The sequence below is a fragment of the Maritimimonas sp. 2304DJ26-3 genome (assembly GCF_056591635.1).
In genome coordinates this window covers 983,957-1,009,739 of record NZ_JBWQOK010000001.1, presented here as the reverse complement: position 1 = coordinate 1,009,739, position 25,783 = coordinate 983,957, and the positions used below count along the sequence as shown (strand labels likewise).

Here is a 25,783-nt window from a genome sequence, read left to right as displayed (position 1 = left end):
ATGAATGTAGGAATAATTGGTTCCGGAACTATGGGGAGCGGTATTGCACAAGTCGCAGCAACCGCTGGATGTCAGGTAAAATTATATGATACTAACCTAGTAGCTCTAGACAAAGCTAAAGCTAGCCTTGAAAAAATATTAAATCGTCTTATTGAAAAGGGCAGAATTGATACTGATGAAAAAACTAGAATCCAGTCCAATATTTCTTATATAGATAGCTTAAAGGATTTAGCTGATTCCAACTTGACTATTGAAGCAATTATCGAAAATCTTGAGATTAAACAAAAGGTATTTTCAGAATTAGAAAGCTATGTATCTGCCGATTGCATTATTGCATCTAATACCTCATCGTTATCCATTGCTTCAATTGCTTCATCATTACAAAAACCTGAGCGATGTATTGGGATTCATTTTTTCAATCCAGCACCTTTAATGAAATTGGTTGAGGTGATCCCTGCTGTACAAACTTCTCAAGAAGTTTTAGACAAATCTGTGGCAACCATTTCTGATTGGAAAAAAGTAGTGGCTGTGGCTAAAGACACTCCTGGATTTATTGTGAATCGTGTAGCACGACCTTTTTATGGTGAATCCTTACGGATATATGAAGAAGGCTTAGCTGATTTTGCAACGATTGACTGGAGTTTAAAAACCTTAGGAGGCTTTAGAATGGGACCATTTGAGTTAATGGATTTTATAGGAAATGATGTGAATTACACGGTAACAGAAACCGTATTTTCAGCATTCTATTTCGATCCAAGGTATAAGCCATCATTTACGCAAAAACGCCTGTCAGAAGCTGGTTATTTAGGGAGAAAATCAGGGAAAGGTTATTATAATTATGCCGAAGGTACGGAGAAACCAAAACCTAAAGAAGACAAAGAATTAGCACAATATATTTTCGATCGTGTACTAGTTATGCTAATTAATGAAGCAGCTGATGCCCTATTCTTAAATATTGCTTCGGCTGAAGATATTGATAATGCCATGACCAAAGGAGTTAATTATCCAAAAGGGTTATTGGCTTGGGCGGACGAAAAAGGAATCGATTGGTGCGTAAATACATTAGATGCATTGTATGATGAATACCATGAAGATCGATACAGATGTAGTCCGTTGTTACGTAAAATGAATAAAGAGCATAAAACATTCTTTTAATGGAAGGCGCTAAGATTCCATATAAGATGTTAAGTCAAGATGCATATAGCCAATGGTTAGGTATCGAAATTTTAGAAAGTGAAATTGGTCGCGTAAAAATCGCAATGACCATACGTAAAGAAATGTTGAATAGCATGAATTATGCGCATGGAGGCATTAGCTATTCTTTGGCTGACACGGCATTTGGTTTCACATCGAATACGCATGGTAAGTATGCGGTTTCTATTGAAACATCGATCAATCATATAGAAGCATTAGAAGAAGGTGATGAATTGGTAGCTGAATGCGTCATTGAAAAAGTAAATAACAAATTAGGGTTCAATGTGGTTGAGGTTAAACGCGGCAACGAATTAGTTGCTTTATTCAAAGGTGTTGTATACAGAACTCAAAAAGACTGGAAAGAATAAATGTTAAAATTCTTTCGAAATATTAGAAAATCATTGCTTTCTGAAGGTAAAACAGGAAAATATCTTAAATACGCAATAGGTGAAATTATCCTAGTGGTTATAGGTATTCTCATTGCTTTACAGATTAATAATTGGAACGAAGAAAAGAAAGGAAAAGCAGAGTTAAATCAATATTTATTGAGTTTAAAAGAGAATATAGAAAGTGATATTGTGGTACTAGATTCTTTGGTTAAAAGAAGAGAATTAGTAGTAAAATATTGTAAAAAAGAACAATTGAATTTTTTAAATAAGGAGTATAATTTTTATGACACAAGTTATGCGTTAACAGCATACGTCGATTTCTATTTTAAACCAAATACAAGTGGATATGATGCTTTAAAGAGTTCTCCTTATTTAGGAAAATTAAACGGTACAAAATTAAACAAGGTTCTTATAAATTATTACGGAAAAATTCACCAGATACAGGAGAATGAAAAAAGTTATAATGAGTTTTTAAAGACTTTAGAAGCTAAAATGGCCTACGATATAGATAGAAGTTTAATGATAGCTTATTTATTTGTCGATAAGCAGGTATTGGCAGACACAAAAACTAGTCAAGAAGAAATAAGTAGGTTTTTAGAGGAGCTACATAATACAGTTGGTTTTAGAAATGTTGTAAGTCAAGCGGCTCATCAAGATGGCAGCATTATCGAAAAATACATTAAGACGAAAAACATTGGACTTAAAATTAGTAAAGAAATAGATAATATGATTAATAATTGATTAATCAATTTTTAATATGAAAGAAGCATATATTATAGATGGTGTTCGTACACCGATAGGAAGTTATAAAGGCACGTTATCGGCTGTTCGTACAGACGATTTAGGAGCTATTGTTATTAAGGAATTGATAGAGCGAAATTCTAACATCCCTAAAGAGGCGTATGACGATGTAATTATGGGTTGTGCGAATCAGGCAGGTGAAGATAATCGTAACGTGGCTAGAATGTCATTGTTGTTAGCAGGGTTGCCATTTACAGTTCCTGGTGAAACGGTAAACAGGTTATGTAGTTCGGGATTATCTGCAATCATTCAGGCAAATCGTGCCATTAAAGCTGGAGATGGTGATCTTTTTATTTCTGGTGGTGTTGAGAATATGACACGTGGTCCTTATGTTATGGGAAAACCATCTAGTGCTTTTGGTAATGATTCTAAAATGTATGATTCTAGTTTTGGATGGCGATTTATCAATCCAAAAATGCATGAATTGTATGGTACGGACGGCATGGGAAATACAGCAGAAAATTTGGTAGAGAAATACAATATCTCTCGTGAAGATCAGGATAAATTTGCCTATTGGAGCCAAATGAAAGCAGCCAAAGCGCAAGAGAATGGACGCTTAGCAAAAGAAATTGTAAATGTTGAAATACCTCAACGTAAAAAAGATCCAATTATCTTTTCAAAAGATGAATTTGTAAAGCCAAATACCTCACTTGAAGTTCTGGCAAAATTAAGAACGGCCTTTAAGAAAGAAGGTGGTAGTGTTACTGCAGGGAATTCATCAGGGCTCAATGATGGGGCTGCTGCAACGATTGTTGCTTCAGAAGATGTTGTAAAAAAATACAATCTAAATCCATTAGCAAGGGTTGTAAGTTCTGCAGTAGTAGGTGTAGAACCAAGAATTATGGGTATTGGACCCGTTGAAGCATCGAATAAAGCTTTGGCAAAAGCCGGACTAGCCATGGATGATATGGATATTATAGAATTGAATGAAGCTTTTGCTGCACAAGCATTGGCGTGTACAAGAGCTTGGGGACTAGCAGATGATGATCCCAGGTTAAATCCTAATGGAGGTTCAATTGCGATTGGTCATCCCCTAGGTGTTACCGGAGCAAGAATTGCGTATTCAGCAGCTTTAGAATTACATGAACAACAGAAACGATACGCCTTAATCACCATGTGTGTGGGAGTTGGTCAAGGATATGCAGCAATCATTGAAAGAGTATAAATGAAGATTTTAATTATAGGAGGAAACGGCACAATTGGCAAGAAAGTTACAGAAAGACTTTCTAAAAAACATGAAGTTATTGTTGCTGGTCGTAATTCTGGTGATGTACAAGTAGACTTTTCTGATTCGAGTTCTATCAAAAATATGTTTGAAGCAACAGGAAAAGTTGATGCTATAGTTGCAATAGCAGGTGATGCTAAATGGGATAAGTTTGAGAAGCTCTCTGAAGATGATTTCTATATAGGCATCAAAAGCAAATTGATGGGGCAAGTTAATACCGTTAGAATCGGCAAGGACTATTTAAGCAAAGGAGGTTCCATTACCTTATCAACTGGTATTTTAGCTGATGATCCTGTAGATATGACTACCAGTGCTGCCATGGTCAATGGTGCTATTAACAGCTTTGTAAAAGCAGTAGTATTAGAACTAGATGATATTAGAGTTAATGTGGTGTGCTCTGATTTGGTAGAAGACTCTTTTGAAAAATATAAAGATTATTTCCCTGGCAATACACCAGTACCAATGCATAAAATTGTAGATGCTTATGTGAAAAGTGTCGAAGGGAAAATTAATGGAAGAATATTACGAATAATGGCATAAAAAGACATTATGAAAAAAATACAACATTACGTTCAAGGTCAATGGACAGAAGGAAAAGAAGAAGGCGCTCCTGTATACGATGCTATAACAGGTGACGTTATTTCTAATATTGCTATTGAAGGTTTAGATATTCCTGAGATTCTTCAATATGGAAGAACAAAAGGAGGTGAAGTGCTTCGTAAAATGACTTTTCAAGAGCGAGGTAATATGCTTAAAAAATTAGCATTATACCTTACTAAACGTAAAAATGAATTCTACGAATTAAGTTATAGAACCGGAGCAACAAAAATTGATAGCTGGATCGATATAGAAGGAGGTTTTGGTAATCTCTTTGCGAATGCATCATTAAGAAAACTATTCCCAAATCAACCTTTCCACGTAGAAGGTGATCCCATAGATTTATCTAGAGGTGGTCGTTTTATGGCGCATCATATCATGGTTCCTAAAAAAGGAGTTGCTGTGCATATCAATGCGTTTAATTTTCCGGTGTGGGGTATGTTAGAAAAATGTGCCGTCAATTGGATGGCAGGCGTACCTGCTGTGGTCTTACCAGCACCGTCATCATCGTATTTAGCCGAAGCTGTAGCCAGAGCTATTATAGAATCAGGAATCTTACCAGAAGGGGCACTTCAAATTATCAATGGAACAGTAAGAACTATTTTAGATACCGTTGAATCACAAGATGTAGTAACCTTTACAGGATCGGCTGCAACAGGTCGCCTATTAAAAGCGCATCCAAGAATTATACAAGAAGCCGTGCCATTTACAATGGAAGCAGATTCATTGAATGCCTCAATCTTAGGCGAAGATGCAGTTCCTGGTACTCCAGAATTTGATTTGTTCGTAAAAGAAGTACGTAAAGAAATGACTGTTAAATGTGGCCAGAAGTGTACAGCTATTCGTCGCATTATCGTTCCAGAAAAGCTGGTTGAAGATGTACAAATAGCCTTAGGTAAAGCCTTAGATAAAGTAACCATTGGTGATCCTCGCTTGAAAGAAGTGCGAATGGGCTCACTAATTAGCAAACAGCAAGTTGAAGAAGTTAAAAAATCTGTTCAAGACATTGCCAAAGAAGCACAAATTGTTTATGGAAATTTAGATAAAATAGATACTGTTGGTGCTGATGCTAACAAAGGTGCATTTATAAGTCCGATTTTATTGAGAGCCGATCAGCCGTTCAAAAGTACTGCCGTTCATGAACGTGAAGCATTTGGACCGGTAAGTACCATCATGCCGTATAAAAACTTAGAAGAGGCTGTACAATTGGCACAAATGGGTAAAGGATCTTTAGTATCTTCTATCGCCACATTTGATGATAAAATTGCTAAAGATTATGTGGTGAATGCTGCAAGTCATCATGGTCGCATTTTGGTAATAAATCGAGAAATGGCCAAAGAAAGCACAGGTCATGGTTCGCCACTACCAAGCCTAGTACATGGTGGCCCAGGTCGTGCCGGAGGTGGAGAAGAAATGGGTGGCATGCGAGGTATTAAGCATTATTTACAACGAACCGCCATTCAGGGAACACCAACAACGCTTACAGAGATCACAGGTATTTATCAGCCTAATGCCAAGTATAAGGAAGCTGAGCAACATCCATTCAAATATCATTGGGAAGATATTGAACCTGGAATGTCAATGAAAACGCACAAGCGAACCATAACCGATACAGATATTATCAGTTTCGCTAATGTGACCTGGGATCATTTCTATGCACATACCGATATTACTTCTCTAGACGGAAGTATTTTCGAAAAAAGAACAGCGCACGGTTATTTTATTATTTCTGCCGCCGCAGGACTATTTGTATATCCTAATAAAGGGCCTGTTTCAGCAAATTACGGATTGGAAGAATGTCGTTTCTTACGTCCTCTGTATCATAACGATACTATCTATGTTCGTTTAACTTGTAAGCAAAAAATAGATCGTGATGTGAATAGTGCTGAGCATCCTAGTGGTATTGTAAAATGGTTTGCAGAAATTTTTGATGCAGAAGATGAGTTGGTAGCATTGGCTACTGTGTTAACTATGGTTCAGAAGAAGCAAGAAACCTTTGTTGACATTAATAGACAAATCATTGAAATCTATCTGAACCAATTAACGGAAGATACCAAACCCGTTTGGGGAAGTATGACACCTCAACATATGGTAGAGCATTTAGAATATTCTACAAGAATATCTTCAGGTGAGATACAGGATTTTGAATTTTCTACCCCAGAAAAAATTATGGAGAAAGTTCATAATACCTTATACAATTATAACCCAATGCCTAGAAATCATACGGCTCCTGATCTTCTAGAAGAACAACTACAAGACTTAGAACACGATAGCTTAGAAATAGCTAAACAAAAATTATTAGAAGCTTACGATGATTTTGAAGCATATTTTAAAGAGAATCCAGAAGTAACATTAAAGAATATTGTTTTTGGAGACCTTAATAGATATGAATGGAACTTGTTCCATAGAAAGCATTTTAACCATCATCTTAGCCAATTTGGATTAATATAACATGACACAACCATACGTAAAACAAACCATAGAAAACGGAGTAGGAACCATCGAATTTTTTCATCCTGCTCATAACTCTTTGCCAGGAGATATCTTGGCAAAATTAGCGCAAACGATTACCAATGCAGGAAGCAATGATGAAATAAAGGTTATTGTTCTAAAGAGTGGTGGAGAAAGAACCTTTTGTGCAGGAGCCAGTTTTAAGGAATTAATAAATATTAATGATGAAGCTACTGGTAAAGTATTCTTTTCTGGGTTTGCCAATGTTATTAATGCCATGCGTAAATGTCCTAAGTTTATTATTGGTCGTGTACAAGGAAAAACCGTTGGAGGAGGCGTAGGATTAGCCTCTGCTACTGATTATTGTATGGCTACGAAATTTGCTGCTATTAAACTAAGTGAGCTGAATGTGGGTATTGGCCCATTTGTAGTGGGGCCAGCAGTTCAAAGAAAATTAGGTCTTAGTGGTATGTCTCAAATTGCCATAGACGCGAACAGTTTTTACCCAGCAGAATGGGCAAAGCAAAAAGGTTTATTTACCCAGGTTTATGAGTCAACAAAAGAATTAGATGAAGCTGTAAAAGCTTTTGCAGAAAATCTTTGTAATTACAATACCGAAGCCATGAAAGAAATGAAGCAAATGTTCTGGAAAGAAACAGAAGATTGGGATACATTACTGGCAGAGCGCGCAGCCATTAGTGGCCGATTGGTGTTAAGTGATTTTACGAAAGAAACATTAAAACGTTTTAAATAATGATCTACGAATTCCAAGGATACATACCGGTAGTTCACGAAAGTAGCTTTGTACATCCATTAGCTGCAGTAACCGGCAATGTGATTATTGGAAAAGATTGTTATATAGGCCCAGGAGCTGCTATTCGTGGAGATTGGGGACAAATCATTTTAGAAGATGGTGTGAATGTTCAAGAGAATTGCACGGTGCATATGTTTCCTGGTAAATCTATAGTGCTAAAAGAAAGTGCTCATGTTGGTCACGGAGCCATTATTCATGGCGCTAATTTAGGCAGAAACTGTTTGATTGGTATGAACACTGTGATCATGGATGATGCTGAGATTGGTGATGAATGTATCGTTGGGGCCATGGCATTTGTAAAAGCAGAAACTAAAATCCCGAAACGAAGTTTGGTTGTTGGCAATCCTGCCAAAGTGATTAAAGAAGTGACTGATGAAATGATTGACTGGAAAACAAAAGGTACTCAATTATATCAACAATTACCAAAAGAGTGTCATGAAACTTTAAGAGAAGTTGAACCTTTAACAGCCATTCCAAAGGATAGAATGATTCAAGAAAATACGTATGCAACATTACGTGATTTTATGAAACAATAATTTATGGAGCTAGAATTAAAAATGCCCAAAATGGGCGAAAGTATTACTGAAGGAACTATCATTAATTGGTTGGTGAATGAAGGTGAATCCTTTGATGAAGGTGATGTGCTATTAGAAGTGGCTACAGATAAGGTTGACAATGAAGTGCCAGCGCCAAGTGCTGGGACTTTAGTTAAGACATTATTTCAAGCCAAAGATGTGGTTCCTGTAGGTGAAGTGATCGCAATCTTAGAAGGTTCCGGAGAAGTTTCCGAAAAAAAACAAACCGATGTTTCATCAAGTGGAGTAGAAACGCCACAAAAGAAAAAAGCGATCAAGAAAATAAAAACTGCTCAGGCTGCTGTTACAACTTCAACCAATTTTTCAGTTAATAATACGAATACGTTCTTTTCGCCCTTAATTATTTCCATTGCAAAAGAGCATCATATTAGTTTTGAAGAATTAGCTAGAATTCCAGCTACAGGAAATGAAGGACGTTTGCGTAAAAGTGATGTTTTTCAATACATAGAAGACGGAAGGCCTTACAAATTTGCACAACCAGTTGTTCAAGATCCTACCGCCTATCGAATTCCACAATTAAATTTAGATAAAGGCACTGGTAAAATTGTAGAAATGGATCGCATGCGCCAAATGATAGCTGATCATATGGTCTACTCAAAACATACCTCCCCGCATGTTACGGCTTATGTAGAAGCCGATCTAACCGATATGGTGAATTGGCGAAATACGAATAAAAAAGCATTTCAGGAAAAGCACAAACAAAAGCTAACATTTACACCTCTATTTGTAGAAGCTGTTGCTAAGGCCGTAAAAGATTTCCCGATGATCAATGTGTCGGTTGATGGTTCTAATATTATTGTAAAAGAGGATATTAACATTGGGATGGCGACTGCTTTACCCAGTGAAAACCTGATAGTTCCAGTAGTTAAAAATGCTGATACAAAAGATTTAAAACAATTAGCCTCTGAGGTGAATCATTTAGCTTCAAAAGCGAGAGATAATAAATTAAGCGGCGATGAGATCAAAGGAAGTACCTTCACTATTTCTAACGTTGGGACTTTCGGAAGTGTGATGGGAACACCCATTATTAATCAACCAGAAGTAGCCATTCTAGCATTAGGAATTATCAAGAAACGACCCGAGGTTATTGAAACAGAAAATGGAGATGAAATTGCTATTAGAAGCATGATGTACTTATCACTATCGTTTGATCATCGTGTGGTGGATGGCTTTCTAGGTGGAAGTTTTGTGCGTCGCGTAGCAGATTATTTAGAGCAGTTTGATGTTGATAGAAAAATTTAAAGATTTGGAAGTTAAAACAATTAATAAAACGATATTAAAACAGGCTTTTTCACACCTTTGTACAGCAAAGGCTATGACTGAGCTTTATGAAGAAAATTTTAAAGTCGTCTCGAAATATGTGCATGCAACTTCTAGAGGGCACGAAGTGATTCAGATAGCCTTAGGAATGCAATTACTACCACAAGATTATGTTTTTCCATATTATCGTGACGATTCAATTTTATTATCTATTGGAATGCAGCCTTATGATCTAATGTTGCAAGTATTAGCTAAACGAGATGATCCGTTTTCTGGAGGGCGTACTTATTATTCACATCCTAGTCTTAAGGATGCTGACAAACCCAAAATACCACATCAGTCGTCTGCTACTGGCATGCAAACTATTCCAGCAACTGGTGTTGCTATGGGTATGCAATACATTGAAAAACAGGACTTAAAAAATTCTGTTTTAGGAGAGGCTTCATTGTCAGACGATTTACCAATTACTGTTTGTTCTTTAGGTGATGCTTCAGTTACAGAAGGTGAGATTGCTGAAGCCTTTCAAATGGCTGCTCTAAAGCAAATGCCAATTTTATATTTGGTACAGGACAATGGTTGGGATATTTCAGCGAATGAAGAAGAAACCCGTGCTCAAAATGCTGCAGAATATGCTGCAGGTTTCCATGGCTTAGAAGCCATTTCTATTGATGGAACCAATTTTGAAGAGAGTTATAACACCTTACAATCTGTCATTGAGACCATAAGAAAAGAGCGTCGCCCTTTTTTGGTTCACGCTAAAGTTCCTCTATTGAATCACCATACTTCTGGTGTTCGTATGGAGTGGTATCGTGATGATCTTGATGAAGCTCGTTCTCGTGACCCATATCCAAAATTAAAATCCTTTCTTCTTGAAAATGGATTTTCGTTAAAAGAGCTCGAAAAAATAGAAGCTTCCGCGAAAGCTACAGTAAAAAAAGACTACGAAAAAGCATTAAATGCTGTAGACCCCAAACCAGAAGATTTGTTTACTCATGATTTTGCTCCTACACCTATCACCGAAGAAATTGGTGAGCGCTCACCAGAAGGAGGAGAAAAAGTAGTAATGGTTGACTGTGCATTATTCGCCATTGAAGAATTAATGGCAAAGCATAAAGAATGCTTGCTCTATGGTCAAGATGTTGGAGGTAGATTAGGTGGCGTATTTAGAGAAGCTGCAACTTTAGCTCAAAAATTTGGTGATGATCGTGTATTCAATACACCGATTCAAGAAGCATTTATAGTGGGATCAACTGTTGGTATGAGCGCAGTAGGTTTAAAGCCAATTGTAGAAGTACAATTTGCTGACTATATCTGGCCTGGATTAAATCAATTATTTACTGAAGTAAGTAGAAGCTGTTATCTCTCGAATGGAAAATGGCCAGTTTCTATGATCTTACGAGTACCTATTGGCGCTTATGGAAGCGGTGGTCCGTATCATTCGTCATCTGTAGAAAGCGTAGTAACCAATATTAGAGGTATTAAAATAATATATCCTAGCAATGGTGCTGACCTCAAAGGTCTGATGAAAGCTGCTTATTACGATCCGAATCCAGTAGTAATTTTAGAACATAAAGGGTTATACTGGAGCAAAGTTAAAGGCACAAATGGAGCAACATCTTTGGAGCCTAGTAAAGATTATATATTGCCTTTAGGGAAAGCTTGGTTACTACAAGAAATTTGGCCTCAAGAAGAAATAGAAACTGCAACGATTGTGACATATGGCATGGGTGTACACTGGGCGTACAATGCAACAAGAGGTATGAGGGATACGATTGAAATAATTGATCTTAGAACTTTATACCCTCTTGATGAAGATGCCATTATGAAATCTGTTAAGAAAACAAGAAAATGTTTAGTTGTTACTGAAGAACCTTCTAATAATAGTTTCGCTTTAGCTTTGGCAGGAAAGATTCAGGAAGAGTGCTTTAAATATTTAGATGCACCTGTTATGACCATTGGCAGTGAAAATATGCCCGCTATTCCATTAAATTCAACACTTGAAGAAACAATGATTCCATCAACTGAAAAGGTAAGAGCTAAATTAGATGAGTTACTGAATTATTAATTTTTTTGATTTTAGTTTTTTGTATATTTCGATTTAAAATCAACATATGTATACAAAACGAATATTTCCCATAAGAGGAGTCATAAGATGGACACGAAGATACATTTGGTTATTCCTTTTATTAGCTACAATTCCAGTTTTTTTATTCGAAATTTTTCGTTGGAAATGGCTCCATATTCCTTGGTTACCTCTTGGTGTACTTGGTACAGCTGTTGCTTTTATTGTTTCTTTTAAAAATAACGCGTCGTACGATCGTTTATGGGAAGCTAGAAAAATATGGGGAGGTATTGTTAACGCCTCTCGTTCTTGGACAATTATGGTAAAAGACTTTATTACTAATGATCATGCTGAGAAAAAAATACCCGATACTGAATTACACAATATACATAAGGAATTAGTTCACCGTCACGTAGCTTGGTTAACAGCTTTACGTTATCAATTAAGAAAGGATAAACCTTGGGAATCACATTTAAAAAATAGTAAGTCAAACAAAGAATTTAGAGAATCACAATTTCTAGTTTGTGAAGATGAAATTCCAATTGAAAACGCCATCAAAGATTATATTTCTGAAAAAGAGTATAATGAATTGTTCGCCAAAGGCAATCAGGCTTCTCAAATTTTAGGTATTCAATCTCGTCGATTGCGTGAGTTAAAACAACAAGGATATATTGAAGATTTTCGTCATATGGAAATGAATAGCATGCTTACTGAATTTTATACATTGCAAGGCAAAAGTGAACGTATTAAAAACTTCCCATATCCGAGGCAATTCGCTACGCTTAATTACATTTTTATGTGGGTTTTTGTTCTCTTAGTTCCTTATGCCATTATGAGTGAATTTCAGGCTATTGGTTTAGAAATAGTAGAATATTTAACTAAAAATCCTGCTTATTTCGAAATTTCTCAGAAAATAGAATTATTTATCGGAAGACACTTTGTGTGGTTTTCTATTCCTTTTAGCGCATTAATTGGATGGGTATTTCATACTATGGAAGCTATTGGAGAAAATACAGAAAATCCTTTTGAAGGTGGTCCAAATGATATTCCAATAACCGATATGAGTAGAGGTATTGAAATCGATATTCGTCAATTAATCGATGACACAGATATTCCAAAACCTTATGAATGGAAGAATGATATTATTATGTAGAATTGGTGTTTAATTTCAGAAATCAAAATATTCTTATCTTTAACATTCATTAATTAAAAAATTGATATCATGAGAAGAAGTGGCGGTTTTAAGATTAGATTACTCATAGGGGCAGGTATTGTTCTATTTTCCCTTTTTAAATATTATTCTAATAGAACTACAAATCCATACACCGGTGCTAAACAAAGCATTAACATTACTGAAGAACAAGAAATTGCTCTAGGGTTGAAAAGTGCTCCTCAAATGGCGCAACAACATGGTGGATTATATCCGGACCAAGCAGCGCAAGATTTAATTGATAAAGTAGGGCAAAAATTAGTGAATAATAGTGTTGCAAGACAAACTCCTTATCGCTATGATTTTCATTTATTGCGTGATCCACAAGCTATTAATGCGTTTGCTTTACCAGGAGGTCAAATATTTATAACCTATGCCCTATTCTCTAAACTCGAAAACGAAGACCAATTAGCTGGTGTTCTTGGGCACGAAATTGCCCATGTATTAGGTCGTCATTCTGCGGCTCGTATGGCAAAACAAGGATTAACTCAAGGCATTCTATCTGGAGTTATGGTAGGTGGTGGTGGTGAAACCGGACAAATGGCCGCAATGATCGCCAACGTTGTAAATATGAAATATGGCCGTGGCGATGAATTAGAAAGTGACGATTTAGGTGTAAAATTCATGATCGATGCTGGTTACCAACCTGAAGAAATGATTGGTGTTATGCAAATTCTAAAAGCAGCAGCTGGCCCCAATAGAACACCAGAATTTCAAAGTACACATCCTGATCCAGAAAATCGAATTGAAAAGATAAAAGAAGCTATTCAAAAGTATCGTAACTAAATTAATGTTACATTTGCGCCCTTTTTAAATTCAAATGTATTATGATAAATCCTTGGCACGAAGTATCAGTTGGTGAAGGCACACCAGAAGTTGTTACTGCCATTATAGAAATCCCAAAAAATACACGTGCAAAATATGAGTTGGATAAAGAAAGTGGTATGCTTAAGTTAGACCGGGTACTTTACTCTTCTATGTACTATCCTGCTAACTATGGTTTTATTCCGCAAACTTATTGTGATGATGATGATCCGTTAGATATTGTAGTTCTTTCGCAAGAAACAATCGTACCTATGTGCTTAGTAGATGCTAAAGTTATAGGTGTAATGCGTATGTTAGATGGTGGTGAAAATGATGATAAAATTATTGCCGTTGCTGCCAATGACATGAGTGTTAATCATATCGATTCTATTAAAGAATTACCACGCCACTTCTTTAGAGAACTCAAGAATTTCTTTGAAGATTATAAAAAACTTGAAAATAAAACAGTCGTTGTAGAGAACTTTCAAACAAAACAAACTGCACTAGAGATTGTTGAACAAAGTATAATAGATTATAACGAAAAATTCAAAAAATAAGTGCTATGCTGAACGAAGTAAAGCACTTAACGTCTTCACTTCGTTCAAAACAACACTAAATATTACTTATTTTTTTCTCTTTCTTTTCTTCTTTTTAGCGTCTAGCGCCTCAGAAATTAATTTATAAGTATCGTGTGCTTTAGAGATCTTAGCATACTTTAAAGCTGTATAACCTTTATCAGATCTTACTTTTAAATCTGCTCCATTAGCGATTAATAATTTTACAATTTCTGTTCTATTGTATCTCGCAGCATACATTAAAGGTGTCATTCCTTTAGATTTTCTATTAATATCTGTCCCTGCTACAACCATGCTTTTTACAGCATCTAGATCTCCTTTTGTAATCAATTTTACAAAAGTGCTCAATTCAGTAGTATAAGTAGTAATTACTTCATCAACTGATACAAAATCGTTGGAATTAGATAGTGGAGCTGCGTTAACCGCTATACCAAGTGCTAATGCCGATGTTAAAATTAGTTTTCTCATAATAATTAGGTGTTTAAGTTTATATAGTAAAAGACGACCATTATTAGATCTGTGTTACGTGGTTTAACAATGTTTAACCCAACTTTAACGACATCAAAACAAAGTGTTAAAACTGTTAATTATGTTAAAACATGAAATCGTTATCGCAAATATTGTTTTGCATTTACAAGCACAACTTTTAACTTTAGTATTTTTACATTTATTCTAATAGAAATTATTACTCAATGCAAAAAAAAGTTATTCTAATAATACTTGACGGATGGGGTATCGCTAAAAATCCTAAAGTTTCAGCCATTGATCAAGCGCAGACTCCTTTTATTGATTCTCTTTATAAAAAATACCCTAACGCGTCATTAAGAACAGATGGTCGATATGTAGGCTTGCCTGATGGACAAATGGGGAATAGTGAAGTTGGTCATATCAATTTAGGTGCTGGACGAATTATTTATCAAGAGCTTGCCAAAATAAATATTGCAGTTGAAAATGAAAGTTTAGCTAACGAAAAAGTATTACAAGATGCTTTCTCATATGCAAAAAAACATAAGAAAAGAGTTCATTTTTTAGGGCTAGTTTCAGGCGGCGGTGTTCATTCTCACATCAATCACTTAAAAGGATTGGTGAAAGCTGCGGATAAAGCCAATGTGCAAAGTTTTGTACATGCTTTTACTGACGGAAGAGATGTAGATCCTAAATCAGGAAAAGGGTTTATAGAAGATCTACAAAATTTCCTACCAAAGTACGATGGCAAACTAGCTTCCATTATTGGACGTTATTATGCGATGGATAGAGACAAACGTTGGGAACGTGTAAAATTGGCCTATGATTTACTTGTAAATGGAATTGGAAAAGATACCAACAATCCTGTTAAAGCAATTCAAGAAAGTTATGATAATGATATTACCGATGAATTTATTAAACCAATTCTTGTAACTGATTCTGACAACACCCCTGTTACTACTATTAAAGATAATGATGTAGTGATCTTTTTTAACTTTAGAACGGATCGTGGCCGTCAATTAACACAAGCTTTATCTCAGGAACATTTTCATGAGCAAAATATGCATAAGCTTAACCTGCATTATGTTACAATGACCAATTATGACGATAATTTTAAAAACATAAAAGTTATTTATCCTAAAGAAGACCTTACTTATACTTTAGGCGAAGTACTTTCAAGTAATGGTAAAAAGCAAATTCGAATTGCTGAAACAGAAAAATATCCCCATGTAACTTTTTTCTTTTCTGGAGGTAGAGAAGCTGAATTTGAAGGTGAAAAACGATTGTTGTGTCCTTCACCTAAAGTGGCAACTTATGATCTACAACCCGAAATGAGTGCTCATGAAATTACTGAAGCTATTTTACCAGAATTAGAAAAAAAAGAAGTTGATTTTATCTGCCTAAATTTTGCCAATACAGATATGGTTGGCCATACTGGTGTTTTTGACGCCGCTATAAAAGCAGCCGAAACGGTTGACGTTTGTGTTGAAAAAATAATTAGTAAAGCGTTAGAAAACAATTATACAGGCATTATCATTGCTGATCATGGTAATAGTGATTTAATGATCAACGAAGATGGTTCTCCAAATACGGCACATACAACAAACCCGGTTCCAATAATATTGGTAGATAAAGAACTTAAGTCTATAAAAGATGGCATATTAGCAAATGTAGCACCAACTATACTGGAATTAGTGGGTATTGAAAAACCTGAAATTATGAATGAAAATTCTTTATTATGAATAAATTAATCACATTATTTATTTTCTTAATCACAATATCTGTTTCAGCTCAAGAAAAAGAAACGATTACACAAAATAGAGCAGATCATATTGGTATTAAAACTAAAAAAGACTTTAAAGTTGAACCACATGTAAAGTGGTTTAAAGAAAGTTATGATGCATATGAATTAGATCAAAAAATTATCAAAAAGTTTAAAAAATATAAAAACGATTTCACCATAAAAGTGTTTATGTCAGTATGGTGTCATGATAGTCATAGAGAGATCCCACAACTTTACAAAATCTTGGAAGCTATTGCTTTTGATGAAAAAAAATTAGAATTAGTTGCATTAAATAGAGCGAAAAAAACACCTAATAATTTGCAAGAAGGTTTTAATATTCAAAGAACTCCTACTATTATTTTTTATAAAAATGATAAGGAAATTGCTCGCTATGTTGAAAAGCCAAGAAGTTCATTAGAAAAAGATATTCTAAAGATTGTAAGCGGCAAGCAGTATAAACATTCGTACGATAACAATTGATGCATAAAAACACTAAATTTGCAAAAATTAAAAAGAAGGGAATATGTTGCCGAAAGATCATCTAATAATTGCGGTAGATTTTGATGGAACCATTGTTGAAGATGCGTACCCAGAAATTGGTAGTCCGAAAATATTTGCATTCGAAACATTAAAAGAATTAAAAAAGGACGGGCATCGACTTATTTTATGGACGTACAGAAATGGATCTAAACTGAGAGAAGCTGTAGATTTTTGTAAGAAAAATGGTATCGAATTTTATGCTGTTAACAAGAACTATCCAGAAGAAAATTTTGATGGAAAAGTTAGTCGAAAAATAAATGCAGATATTTTTATAGATGACAGAAATATAGGCGGCATGCTAAGTTGGGGAGAAATTTATCGAAAGATTAAAAATGATCCTACAGCAAGAGTTCCAAAAAAGAAAAAAAGTTTCTGGCGTTTTTAACTAGTAATTATGATTAAAACAAAGACTAGAGAAGAAATAGAGTTAATGCGCAAAAGTGCATTAATAGTTTCCAAAACATTAGGTATGCTTGCAAAAGAGGTGAAGCCTGGTGTTACAACTTTGCAATTAGATAAATTAGCCGAAGAATTTATTAGAGATCATGGGGCTGTACCAGGATTTTTAGGGTTATATGACTTTCCAAACACTTTGTGTATGAGTCCAAATGCGGAAGTGGTTCATGGGTTTCCTACAGATACACCACTCGAAAATGGTGATATTATCTCTATAGATTGTGGTGCTATTAAAAATGGTTTCTATGGAGATCATGCTTACACATTTGAAGTTGGAGAGGTAGATCAAGCAACTAAAAAACTCTTGAAAATTACAAAAGAAAGCTTGTATGTTGGTATTCGAGAATTTAAAATAGGTAATCGGGTTGGCGATGTAGGTTTTGCAATTCAAAACTACTGCGAAGCTCATGGTTATGGTGTTGTGCGAGAATTGGTTGGGCATGGATTGGGTAGAAAAATGCATGAAGATCCAGAAATGCCAAACTATGGTAGACGTGGTCGTGGTAAAAAATTTAAAGAAGGAATGGTTGTAGCTATTGAACCTATGATTAATCAAGGTACGCATAAAATCAAGCAACTTAAGGATGGGTGGACGATCTTGACCTTAGACGGGAAATCATCTGCACATTTTGAACATGACGTCGCCATTGTAGATGGAAAACCTGAATTACTTTCTACATTTGCCTATATATATGAAGCTTTAGGCATTAAAAGTGATGAAGAAAAAGAATTCCGTCAAACTGAATTAGCCTTATAATATGTTTAAAGACCTTACTACAATACCCTCTAAAGAAATTATTAAAGGAATAAGAGCCCGTTTTATACATGCTGAAAATTTCACACTTGGATATGTTTCTCTAGATGAAGGAGCAATTTTACCTGAACACTCGCATATACATGAACAAACAAGCCAAGTAATGGAAGGTGAATTAGAAATGACTATTGAAGGTAAAACCACTATTTTAAAACCAGGAATGATTGCCATTATACCTTCTAATTCTAAACATAGTGCAAAGGCATTAACCGATTGTAAAGTAGCTGATACATTCTGCCCTGCTCGCGAAGATTATAAGTAGTATTCTTTGAAACTATTTAAATACATACTTAACACCATACCGAGACCTTTTTTAATTAAGATTAGTTATTGGGTTCGTCCATTATTAGCTTTTTACTTAAAAGGAACTAGATACACTGATCCTATTGATGGAAAAAGTTTTCGTAAATTTTTACCTTACGGATATGGTACACAGAGACCAAATGTTTTATCACCAAGTACTCTTTCGTTAGAACGACATCGACTGTTGTGGTTATATTTAAAAGATGAAACCGATTTTTTTAATAGTTCTCAGCCTAAAAAAGTTTTGCACATGGCGCCTGAACAATGCTTTTTAGGTCGTTTTAAAAAATTAAAACATATTGATCTAATTACAGCTGATCTCTACTCTCCTATTGTTGATGTAAAAGCAGACATCTGTAATCTCCCTTTTAAGGATAATGAGTTTGATATTATTTTTTGCAATCATGTTCTAGAGCATATAGAAGATGATAAAAAAGCTATGCAAGAATTGTATCGTGTTTTAAAAAAAGGAGGGTTTGGTATTTTTCAAATTCCGCAAGACTATTCTAGAGAAACCACATACGAAGATTTTAGTATTACATCTCCGGAAGAACGTACAAAACACTTCGGCCAATACGATCATGTACGTGTATATGGTAGTGATTACTTCGATCGTTTGCGAAAAGTAGGTTTTAAGGTTGATGAAGTTAATTATTCTAAAAAAATAACTGAAAAAGAAATTGACACTTATCGACTAATGCCTAACGAAATTTTACCTGTCTGTTTTAAATAAGATCCTATAACTCTTTTAAATCGTCAGAATGCATCCACCCTACTTTTCCATCTGCTATTCTGATTTTATACCAATCATCCAAGCTTTCAAGTAATTGAACCTTTGTTCCTTCATGTAGTTCAAAACTAATTTCACTAGAATTTGCAGGAGCGCTTCTTACTTCGGTTTGTTGAGAAAAAACAATAGCAGATTTATCTCGTTGCACATAATCAAAATTACTATATGCAAAAGCAATAAATAGTAATACTAAAGCGGCACTAATTATACTAGAAACAAAATAAAATCTTTTATAGCCTGAGCTATAAGAAAAATGATATAGTAAAAATAATACAGCAAATAGAAAGGATAAAATAACAGCTATCCAAGCCCAAGCATTGTAACTCAATCTTTGAATAATACTTTCAGAAAAACGTTGGCCAATAGTTTTAGGTAAAGCTTCAATATTATCAATAGCCATTTGCTTTGCAAAACCTAAATTATTATGAGCATCTGAATTATTCGGATTTACCTTTAAAGCTTTTTCATAATAATAAATAGCTGGTGCTACTTGATTCATTTTATAAAAGGCGTTGGCCATATTATAAAACAAATCGTCAGATTGTAATTCTTGAGCTTCTATTTGCTTATAAATTGTTAAAGCCTCACTATACTTTTCTTGCTGGTAAAGTTTATTTGCTTTAGCAAATTCATCCTCTACTGTTTGGGTTGCAAACAGCGTACTTGAGAAGAAAAAGAATATTAATATCGTTAAATTCTGCATATTATAATAAGATCTTTCGACTGCGCTCAAAGTGACATTTATTTTACAATTGTTTATCAATTTTTGCTATAACGTTCTTTGCTTTTTCGTATTCTTCTTGCATCATAACATTAGTCGTTGGTGTATAACGTGCATAATCACAATCATCTAATACTTTTAAAAATTCGTCAATAGTCGATTGATCAACAGATTTATTTAATAAAATATTTGCAATCTTTTCTTGACTAATATCTGATGTTTCCACCTGTAATTTTGCCTTTAAATAATTATGTAAGGCCTTTTCTAATGCAATATAAAAAGCTTCTTTGTTACCCAATTGTTTTTTAGCTTCAGATAAATATTTTCGAGCTAAACGATCCGCTTTTCTACGTTTGTTACCCATTATATCACTATCGCGTTCACGTTTTTTCTTGCCAATAAAAATTCCTAAAGGTATTGAAAACAAAGGCAAAATCAGCAGTGCATAAAATAAGTTAGAGTTTAAAAAACCCTTTTTCTTCTTGGTAGACTCAAAAGTGGCATTGTTACTTATGTATCGTATATCATTACTAGAACTTACCACGTCTCTTTTAACAGATGAAGTATTTTCATCTGCAGTTGGAGTTTTCCCTTGTGGTACATCTAACACTATAGCTTCTGATGTAATGGTTTTATATGTCTTGTCTTTTACACTAAAATAGGAGAAAGAAACAGGAGGAATTTTATATTTACCTCTAAACTGGGGTACAACTGTATACTGATCGTATACTTTGCCACTCAGTCCACCAAGATTAGTTCTAATATTTTCTTTGTGTTCAGGTTCGTAACGTTCTAATCCATTTGGTGTTTCTATGCTTGGTAAATCGACTAACTTAAGATTTCCTTTACCAGATACTTGAACTTTTATCTGAGCTGATTCATTGGCTCTTAGCAAGTCTTTGCTTGCTGTTACCATAAAATCGAAATCACCAACAGCTCCAGAAAAATCTACTGGCCTTCCATCTAATGGTAAGAATTTCACATTAATAGTTCGTTTACCCGTTGAAACAGTATAATTCGTATTTCTGGTAATCATATTACCAAAAAGATCTCTTCTACCAATAGGTACACCAGCTGATATTTCCATTTCCATAGGATCAATTGTTAGCTTACCTGATTTTTGCGGAATTAGCACCGTTTTTTTAAGAATAACATAACGAACCTGTTTACCCTGATAAGTTCCATCTTTAGCCCCCAAGCCATTTACCTCTATATTTTGATTCCAAAAGCCATTAAAAGTAGGGGATTTTAATTCTCGAAAATTTCGCACGGTGAGGCTATTTACATCAACATATAATTTATAAACTAATGAAATGCTTTCTCCTACATACGGATTTGAATTAGAAACCTCTGCTACCACATGAATATTCTGTGATGCCACATATCTAGGATCATTGGGGTCTTTAGGAATTTCAACAGCCTTAGTGACAGTAACTTTTACAGGATTTGTACCTAAAGTCTTGCCATCATATTTAGCAGTAGCAGATTGAATTGTAAATGTTCCTCGTCGTTTTGGTTCTAAAGTATAGCTATAAGATTGCTCAAAAGACTGCTTGCCATTTACATATGAAAAATTAGTTGAAGTCATTGGACCAGCAACTACTTTAAAATTTTTGAAACTTGGCGGTTTAAAATCGTCTACACCTTGTTTATTAATAGAAAATGTAACGCGCAATCGCTCGTTCACACCCAATCTATTTTTGCTAACTTTTGCGTTAAACTCTACATCTTGAGCAAAAATAAGTGGAGTAAAAAATAATAGTATTATTACTGCATATACATTCTTCATTTTCTATTCTTTTTCAACACGCCAAGGTGGGTCTTTTCTATATGTTCCTCCGTTAAAAATAATTAGTTGATTATTATCTAAATCTCTTAATCTAGCTTCTCTCCAGCCCCAAGATTTATCATTAGGTAACTCATCAAATTTTAATCCTTTGGCAACTAAACCCTCAATCGTTTCGTCTAAATTTTCATCTTCAAAATAAATTGACAATCCATCTCCTTGTGGTAGCTTATCAACTAAGTGCACTGAAAACGTAGAGTCACCATCTGGGCATTCGAATCGAACATACCGTGGTAATGCCTCAACAATTAACTTTAAACCTATTTTTTTATAAAATTCAGCTGATTTATGTACATCTAATGACGGTATAGTAATCTGATTTAAATTCATTACCAGTCTTTTTCTTGTTTAATTTTCCTACCCTTAGCTTTTTTTGCATTTACCTTTTTTTGAGTTTTGTTCTCTTCGTTATTCATTGCTTCTAAAAGCTGTTTGATCTGCTGCTTAGATAGTTTATTCTGTTGTGGCTTTTGTTGTTGTTCTTGTTCCTTTTTGTCTTTATCTCCTTCGTTCTTATTCTGATCTTTATTATTATCGCCTTTCTTGTCTTTATCTTTATCTCCTTGATCATTCTTATCTTTATTCTGATCTTGGTTATCTTTTTTGTCCTTGTTTTTATCGTCTTTATTCTTGTCGTTCTTATCCTTATTATTCTTATCGTCCTTTTTGTTATCAGCCTCTTTTTTACGTAGCTTCTGAGCTAACGCTAAATTGTAGCGTGTTTCATCATCTTTAGAGTTATTTCTTAAGGCATTTTTATAAGCTTCAATAGCTTTATCATAATCTTTTTCTTTCATCATAGCATTACCAATGTTATGATAATTTTCAGCCTTAGTTAATTTATCTTCGGTAGTTTTTGTGACCAAGTCATACATTGGTACGGCTTCTTTAAACCTATTTTGCTGATAAATAGCATTTCCTAAATTATAATTGGCTTTTTCGTAATTAGGATTCAGCTCCAATGCTTTTTTATACTGAACCTCTGCATCTACAAAGTTATTCTGATTATAAAAATCGTTACCGTCTCGAAACACCTTTTTCTCAGCTTGCTGTATTGCAGGTTTTTGATCTTTCTTTTGTGCAAAAGATACTGTAGAAATCAATATAATAAAGAAAAGTAGTTGTTTCATTATTTAGCTTTTTTCTCGTTAAACAAATTCAATCGCTGTATCCATTTTGTCTTTTTATTAAACATTAAAGTATCAAATATTAAGAACAAAATCCCTAAGCCAATAAACCATTGAAATTGGTCTTTAAAGTCTGAAAATTGCTTTGTTTCAAACTCTTTTTTGTCAGCTGCTAATAGTAGCTCGTCAATATACTCTACAGTTTTAGCTGTATTATTTCCGTAAAGATATTCTCCTTTGCCATCAGATGCAATAGTCTTTAAGGTTTTATCATTCAATTTGGTAATAACCACCTCACCTTCTCTATCCTTTTTATATCCAATTAGTGTACCATCACGTTTTATAGGAATAGGTTTACCTTCTGATGTACCAACACCTATTGAATATATCTTAATTCCTTCATCAGTTGCTTCATCGGCAATATACTTAACATTTTCTTCGTGATCTTCACCATCAGAAATCACAAATAAATAGCGATTTGTCTGCTCATCATCATCAAAATAACTTTTTGCTAATTTTAGTGCTTCATTAATGGCAGTACCTTGTGACGATACCATGTCTGGATTTGCGTTTTGCAAAAACATTTTAGCTGCAGCATGGTCAGTTGTAATAGGCAATAAAGGATAAGCATTACCTGCATAAATAATGATACCTACACGGTCGCTTCCTAATTTATCTATTATTTTAGAAATTAATTGTTTAGATTTTTCTAACCTATTAGGCGCGATATCTTCTGCGAGCATACTCCTAGAAACATCTAAAGCAAAAACAATATCTACTCCTTGGCGTTTTACGGTTTTTAATTTTGTACCCATTTTTGGGTTTACTAAAGCAATCACCAAAAATGATAATGCAACAGCTATTGTTAAAATTTTTAAAACCGATTTAAAAGGAGAAGCTTCTGGGCTCAGTTTTTCTAATAAAGCGATATCAGCAAATTTCTTTTGCTTGTTACGTTTCCACAAAGCAACTAGTAAAAATGCAACCAATAACACAGCGATTGCTATGAAATAGATAAAATATTTTTGTTCTTCTAATTGATACATTATATAAAACTTCTAAATAGTGTAAAACGTAATGCCATTTCTAACAATACTAAAAAACCGGCCAATAATACTAATGGTCTGTATCGCTCTTGGTAATTATAATATTTAAACTCTTCTATTTCTGTTTTCTCTAATTTATTGATCTCATCATAAATTGAAGCCAATTTCTTATTATCTGTAGCTCTAAAATATTCACCTTCGGTTTCGGCTGCAATATATTCTAATAGCTTCTCATCTATTTCAACGGGAGCATTTCTGAAAAGAAGTCCTCCAGATGCATCTCGTGCATAAGGAAATAAAGCTGTTCCGTTAGTACCGAGTCCAATAGTATATACTTTAATTCCTAGTTCCTTAGCTAATTCTGTTGCCGTTTTTGGATCTACAAATCCTGCATTATTTACTCCATCAGTTAGTAAAATAATCACTTTACTCTTAGCTTTACTCTCTTTTAAACGATTTACCGCAGACCCTAATCCCATACCAATAGCTGTACCTCCTTCAAGATCGCCCCATTTAATTTTACGAATGGTATTCTTTACAATTCTTTTATCACTAGTAATTGGCGTTTGAGTAAAACTTTCACCTGCATAAACCACAATACCTATTCTATCATTCGGTCGTTTATTGATAAAATTATTTGCAACATTTTTAAGTGCTTCTAAGCGATTTGGCTTTAAGTCTTTAGCCAACATACTGGCGGAAACATCTATTGCCATAACAATATCAATACCTCGTGTTGTTTTTGTGCGTTTACTTACCTCAACATTTCTTGGTCTTGCTAAGGCTAAGGTCAATCCAGCTAAAGCTAATAAACGTAAAACATAAAGTATAGGTTTAAGTTTTGCTAAAATAGATCGCTGCTCAAATCCTTTAGTGCTTGCCATAGTTAATCTGGCAGCATCTTTTTTACGACTAAAAAAATGCCAAATAGCCAATACAGGAATCAATAGCAATAGCCATAAAAATTCAGGATTTGTAAACTCTAAATTATTCCACAACTTCATCTTCTTCTACTTTTAATTTAGGATGTAATTCATCTATAATTTCTCCTGCACTATTTCTATGTAACTCAATATCATTTGCTAACGGTTTGAACTTTGCAAATTTTACCAAATCAGCATCCTTTAATAAACTATTCAATTTATTAACTGTCTCTTTTGGAATGTTCAATTCACTCGAAGTATTAAAATCTCCAATAGTCTCCATTAATTCATCTGTTGTAGATTCTAAAGCTGGTATTTTTAATTCACGTTCTATATATGTTCTTACAATATCTGTAAGTTCTACATAGTATTGCTTGATTTTATTTTTCTGCCATAACTGTTTGCCATCTAACTCATTCAACCGTTGTAATGCCAATTGATATGGTGGTATTCTAGCTTCAATTTCTTCAATAGTTTCTTTCTTTCTAAAAACAAAATATAAGACAATAGCGGTAAGTAGTAAAGCGGTTAATAACCACCATAAATATTTTTTAAAGTCTTCAAAAGTATAAGGTTCATTTTGAATTGCCTTTATAGGAAACATAGCCTGCTTGGTTGTATCTACAGCTACAGTAGCAACATCTATAATTAATGAATCTGTTAGGTATTCTTGTGTCCAGATTCGTATACTTTGTTCAGGGATTTTATATCGTCCGCTATCAAAACTAGTTAATACATACTTTTTAATTAATTTTTCTTTTAAAGTATCCACAGGAAGTGACTCAACAATTTCTACTCTACCTAAACTATCTAATTGGAGTTCAGGAAATACAACACCTTTATCGGTATTCTCTACTATAATTTGATAATTGATATGCTCGCCTATTCTAATTTTAGCAGTATCAATTTCAACTTTTACTTCGGGCAATTGCTGCGAGAAACCAGCTAAACCAAATAAAAGGATAATATGTAGTATATATTTTTTCATTTT

The 25,783-nt window shown here is 34.3% G+C and carries 27 protein-coding genes; 19 read left to right on the top strand and 8 right to left on the bottom strand.

Translation table 11 applies throughout. The features are described 5' to 3' along the window. The 13 genes from AC1EUV_RS04685 (at nucleotide 1) to AC1EUV_RS04625 (ending at nucleotide 13,960) form a co-directional block, all read left to right on the top strand. Nucleotides 1-1,155 (top strand): 3-hydroxyacyl-CoA dehydrogenase NAD-binding domain-containing protein, encoded by a 1,155-nt coding sequence (locus AC1EUV_RS04685; RefSeq protein ID WP_480197510.1) that lies wholly within the window; start codon nucleotides 1-3, stop codon nucleotides 1,153-1,155. Next, complete coding sequence (locus AC1EUV_RS04680) at nucleotides 1,155-1,562, top strand: PaaI family thioesterase (protein WP_480197509.1); 408 nt, start codon at nucleotides 1,155-1,157, stop codon at nucleotides 1,560-1,562. The genes AC1EUV_RS04685 and AC1EUV_RS04680 overlap by 1 nt, the downstream gene beginning before the upstream one ends. Then, nucleotides 1,563-2,324 (top strand): DUF6090 family protein, encoded by a 762-nt coding sequence (locus AC1EUV_RS04675; RefSeq protein WP_480197508.1) that lies wholly within the window; start codon nucleotides 1,563-1,565, stop codon nucleotides 2,322-2,324. A gap of 16 nt (nucleotides 2,325-2,340) precedes the next feature. Then, nucleotides 2,341-3,549 (top strand): 3-oxoadipyl-CoA thiolase, encoded by a 1,209-nt coding sequence (pcaF, locus tag AC1EUV_RS04670; protein ID WP_480197507.1) that lies wholly within the window; start codon nucleotides 2,341-2,343, stop codon nucleotides 3,547-3,549. Next, nucleotides 3,550-4,149, top strand: a complete 600-nt coding sequence (locus AC1EUV_RS04665; RefSeq protein WP_480197506.1) for a short chain dehydrogenase — start codon at nucleotides 3,550-3,552, stop codon at nucleotides 4,147-4,149. A gap of 9 nt (nucleotides 4,150-4,158) precedes the next feature. Beyond that, on the top strand, nucleotides 4,159-6,657 hold the full coding sequence (gene paaZ / locus AC1EUV_RS04660) for a phenylacetic acid degradation bifunctional protein PaaZ (RefSeq protein WP_480197505.1): 2,499 nt from the start codon (nucleotides 4,159-4,161) through the stop codon (nucleotides 6,655-6,657). 1 nt (nucleotide 6,658) lies between these two features. Next, nucleotides 6,659-7,411, top strand: coding sequence for an enoyl-CoA hydratase/isomerase family protein (locus tag AC1EUV_RS04655; RefSeq protein WP_480197504.1), 753 nt, complete (start codon nucleotides 6,659-6,661; stop codon nucleotides 7,409-7,411). After that, nucleotides 7,411-8,007 (top strand): acyltransferase, encoded by a 597-nt coding sequence (locus tag AC1EUV_RS04650; protein WP_480197503.1) that lies wholly within the window; start codon nucleotides 7,411-7,413, stop codon nucleotides 8,005-8,007. Before AC1EUV_RS04655 ends, AC1EUV_RS04650 begins: the two co-directional genes overlap by 1 nt. A 3-nt stretch (nucleotides 8,008-8,010) precedes the next feature. Beyond that, nucleotides 8,011-9,309: a dihydrolipoamide acetyltransferase family protein gene (locus tag AC1EUV_RS04645; protein ID WP_480197502.1), complete on the top strand. Its 1,299-nt coding sequence runs from the start codon at nucleotides 8,011-8,013 to the stop codon at nucleotides 9,307-9,309. Nucleotides 9,310-9,382: 73 nt separating this feature from the next. Next, nucleotides 9,383-11,392: an alpha-ketoacid dehydrogenase subunit alpha/beta gene (locus AC1EUV_RS04640; RefSeq protein ID WP_480197546.1), complete on the top strand. Its 2,010-nt coding sequence runs from the start codon at nucleotides 9,383-9,385 to the stop codon at nucleotides 11,390-11,392. Between the two features lie 46 nt (nucleotides 11,393-11,438). Further along, on the top strand, nucleotides 11,439-12,542 hold the full coding sequence (locus AC1EUV_RS04635; protein WP_480197501.1) for a bestrophin family protein: 1,104 nt from the start codon (nucleotides 11,439-11,441) through the stop codon (nucleotides 12,540-12,542). Between the two features lie 69 nt (nucleotides 12,543-12,611). Next, the gene (locus AC1EUV_RS04630; RefSeq protein WP_480197500.1) at nucleotides 12,612-13,385 is read left to right on the top strand and encodes a M48 family metalloprotease; all 774 of its coding nucleotides are present in this window, start codon (nucleotides 12,612-12,614) and stop codon (nucleotides 13,383-13,385) included. A gap of 41 nt (nucleotides 13,386-13,426) precedes the next feature. Next, nucleotides 13,427-13,960, top strand: coding sequence for an inorganic diphosphatase (locus tag AC1EUV_RS04625; protein WP_480197499.1), 534 nt, complete (start codon nucleotides 13,427-13,429; stop codon nucleotides 13,958-13,960). Nucleotides 13,961-14,026: 66 nt separating this feature from the next. Here the strand turns inward: AC1EUV_RS04625 and AC1EUV_RS04620 are convergent, their stop codons facing one another. Further along, nucleotides 14,027-14,446: an ankyrin repeat domain-containing protein gene (locus tag AC1EUV_RS04620; protein ID WP_480197498.1), complete on the bottom strand. Its 420-nt coding sequence runs from the start codon at nucleotides 14,444-14,446 to the stop codon at nucleotides 14,027-14,029. A 224-nt stretch (nucleotides 14,447-14,670) separates the two neighbouring features. On the opposite strand from AC1EUV_RS04620, the gene gpmI reads away from it, so the two are divergent. From gpmI to AC1EUV_RS04590, 6 genes are read left to right on the top strand one after another with little or no spacing between them, the layout of a single operon-like run. Further along, nucleotides 14,671-16,185, top strand: coding sequence for a 2,3-bisphosphoglycerate-independent phosphoglycerate mutase (gene gpmI / locus AC1EUV_RS04615; protein WP_480197497.1), 1,515 nt, complete (start codon nucleotides 14,671-14,673; stop codon nucleotides 16,183-16,185). Beyond that, entirely contained in the window at nucleotides 16,182-16,706 is a 525-nt protein-coding gene (locus tag AC1EUV_RS04610) for a thioredoxin family protein (RefSeq protein ID WP_480197496.1), read from the top strand. Before gpmI ends, AC1EUV_RS04610 begins: the two co-directional genes overlap by 4 nt. A gap of 43 nt (nucleotides 16,707-16,749) precedes the next feature. Beyond that, nucleotides 16,750-17,151, top strand: a complete 402-nt coding sequence (locus AC1EUV_RS04605) for a BT0820 family HAD-type phosphatase (protein ID WP_480197495.1) — start codon at nucleotides 16,750-16,752, stop codon at nucleotides 17,149-17,151. A 9-nt stretch (nucleotides 17,152-17,160) separates the two neighbouring features. Then, nucleotides 17,161-17,979, top strand: coding sequence for a type I methionyl aminopeptidase (map, locus tag AC1EUV_RS04600; RefSeq protein WP_480197494.1), 819 nt, complete (start codon nucleotides 17,161-17,163; stop codon nucleotides 17,977-17,979). A gap of 1 nt (nucleotide 17,980) precedes the next feature. Continuing rightward, nucleotides 17,981-18,298 carry a cupin domain-containing protein gene (locus AC1EUV_RS04595; RefSeq protein WP_480197493.1) on the top strand — a complete coding sequence of 106 codons (318 nt, stop codon included), beginning with the start codon at nucleotides 17,981-17,983 and terminating at the stop codon, nucleotides 18,296-18,298. Between the two features lie 6 nt (nucleotides 18,299-18,304). Beyond that, a complete protein-coding gene (locus tag AC1EUV_RS04590) occupies nucleotides 18,305-19,072 on the top strand; it encodes a class I SAM-dependent methyltransferase (RefSeq protein WP_480197492.1) in 768 nt (255 codons plus the stop codon). A 4-nt stretch (nucleotides 19,073-19,076) separates the two neighbouring features. On the opposite strand, the gene AC1EUV_RS04585 is transcribed toward AC1EUV_RS04590, so the two are convergent. From AC1EUV_RS04585 to AC1EUV_RS04555, 7 genes are read right to left on the bottom strand one after another with little or no spacing between them, the layout of a single operon-like run. Next, entirely contained in the window at nucleotides 19,077-19,832 is a 756-nt protein-coding gene (locus AC1EUV_RS04585; RefSeq protein ID WP_480197491.1) for an SH3 domain-containing protein, read from the bottom strand. A 43-nt stretch (nucleotides 19,833-19,875) separates the two neighbouring features. Beyond that, nucleotides 19,876-21,639 (bottom strand): BatD family protein, encoded by a 1,764-nt coding sequence (locus AC1EUV_RS04580; RefSeq protein ID WP_480197490.1) that lies wholly within the window; start codon nucleotides 21,637-21,639, stop codon nucleotides 19,876-19,878. Between the two features lie 3 nt (nucleotides 21,640-21,642). Next, nucleotides 21,643-22,026 carry a VOC family protein gene (locus AC1EUV_RS04575; protein WP_480197489.1) on the bottom strand — a complete coding sequence of 128 codons (384 nt, stop codon included), beginning with the start codon at nucleotides 22,024-22,026 and terminating at the stop codon, nucleotides 21,643-21,645. Continuing rightward, nucleotides 22,026-22,826: a tetratricopeptide repeat protein gene (locus AC1EUV_RS04570; RefSeq protein WP_480197488.1), complete on the bottom strand. Its 801-nt coding sequence runs from the start codon at nucleotides 22,824-22,826 to the stop codon at nucleotides 22,026-22,028. The genes AC1EUV_RS04575 and AC1EUV_RS04570 overlap by 1 nt, the downstream gene beginning before the upstream one ends. Further along, nucleotides 22,826-23,869: a VWA domain-containing protein gene (locus AC1EUV_RS04565; RefSeq protein ID WP_480197487.1), complete on the bottom strand. Its 1,044-nt coding sequence runs from the start codon at nucleotides 23,867-23,869 to the stop codon at nucleotides 22,826-22,828. Before AC1EUV_RS04565 ends, AC1EUV_RS04570 begins: the two co-directional genes overlap by 1 nt. Beyond that, a complete protein-coding gene (locus tag AC1EUV_RS04560) occupies nucleotides 23,869-24,873 on the bottom strand; it encodes a vWA domain-containing protein (protein ID WP_480197486.1) in 1,005 nt (334 codons plus the stop codon). The genes AC1EUV_RS04565 and AC1EUV_RS04560 overlap by 1 nt, the downstream gene beginning before the upstream one ends. Beyond that, nucleotides 24,857-25,780, bottom strand: coding sequence for a hypothetical protein (locus AC1EUV_RS04555; protein WP_480197485.1), 924 nt, complete (start codon nucleotides 25,778-25,780; stop codon nucleotides 24,857-24,859). Before AC1EUV_RS04555 ends, AC1EUV_RS04560 begins: the two co-directional genes overlap by 17 nt. Between the last annotated feature and the right edge of the window lie 3 nt (nucleotides 25,781-25,783).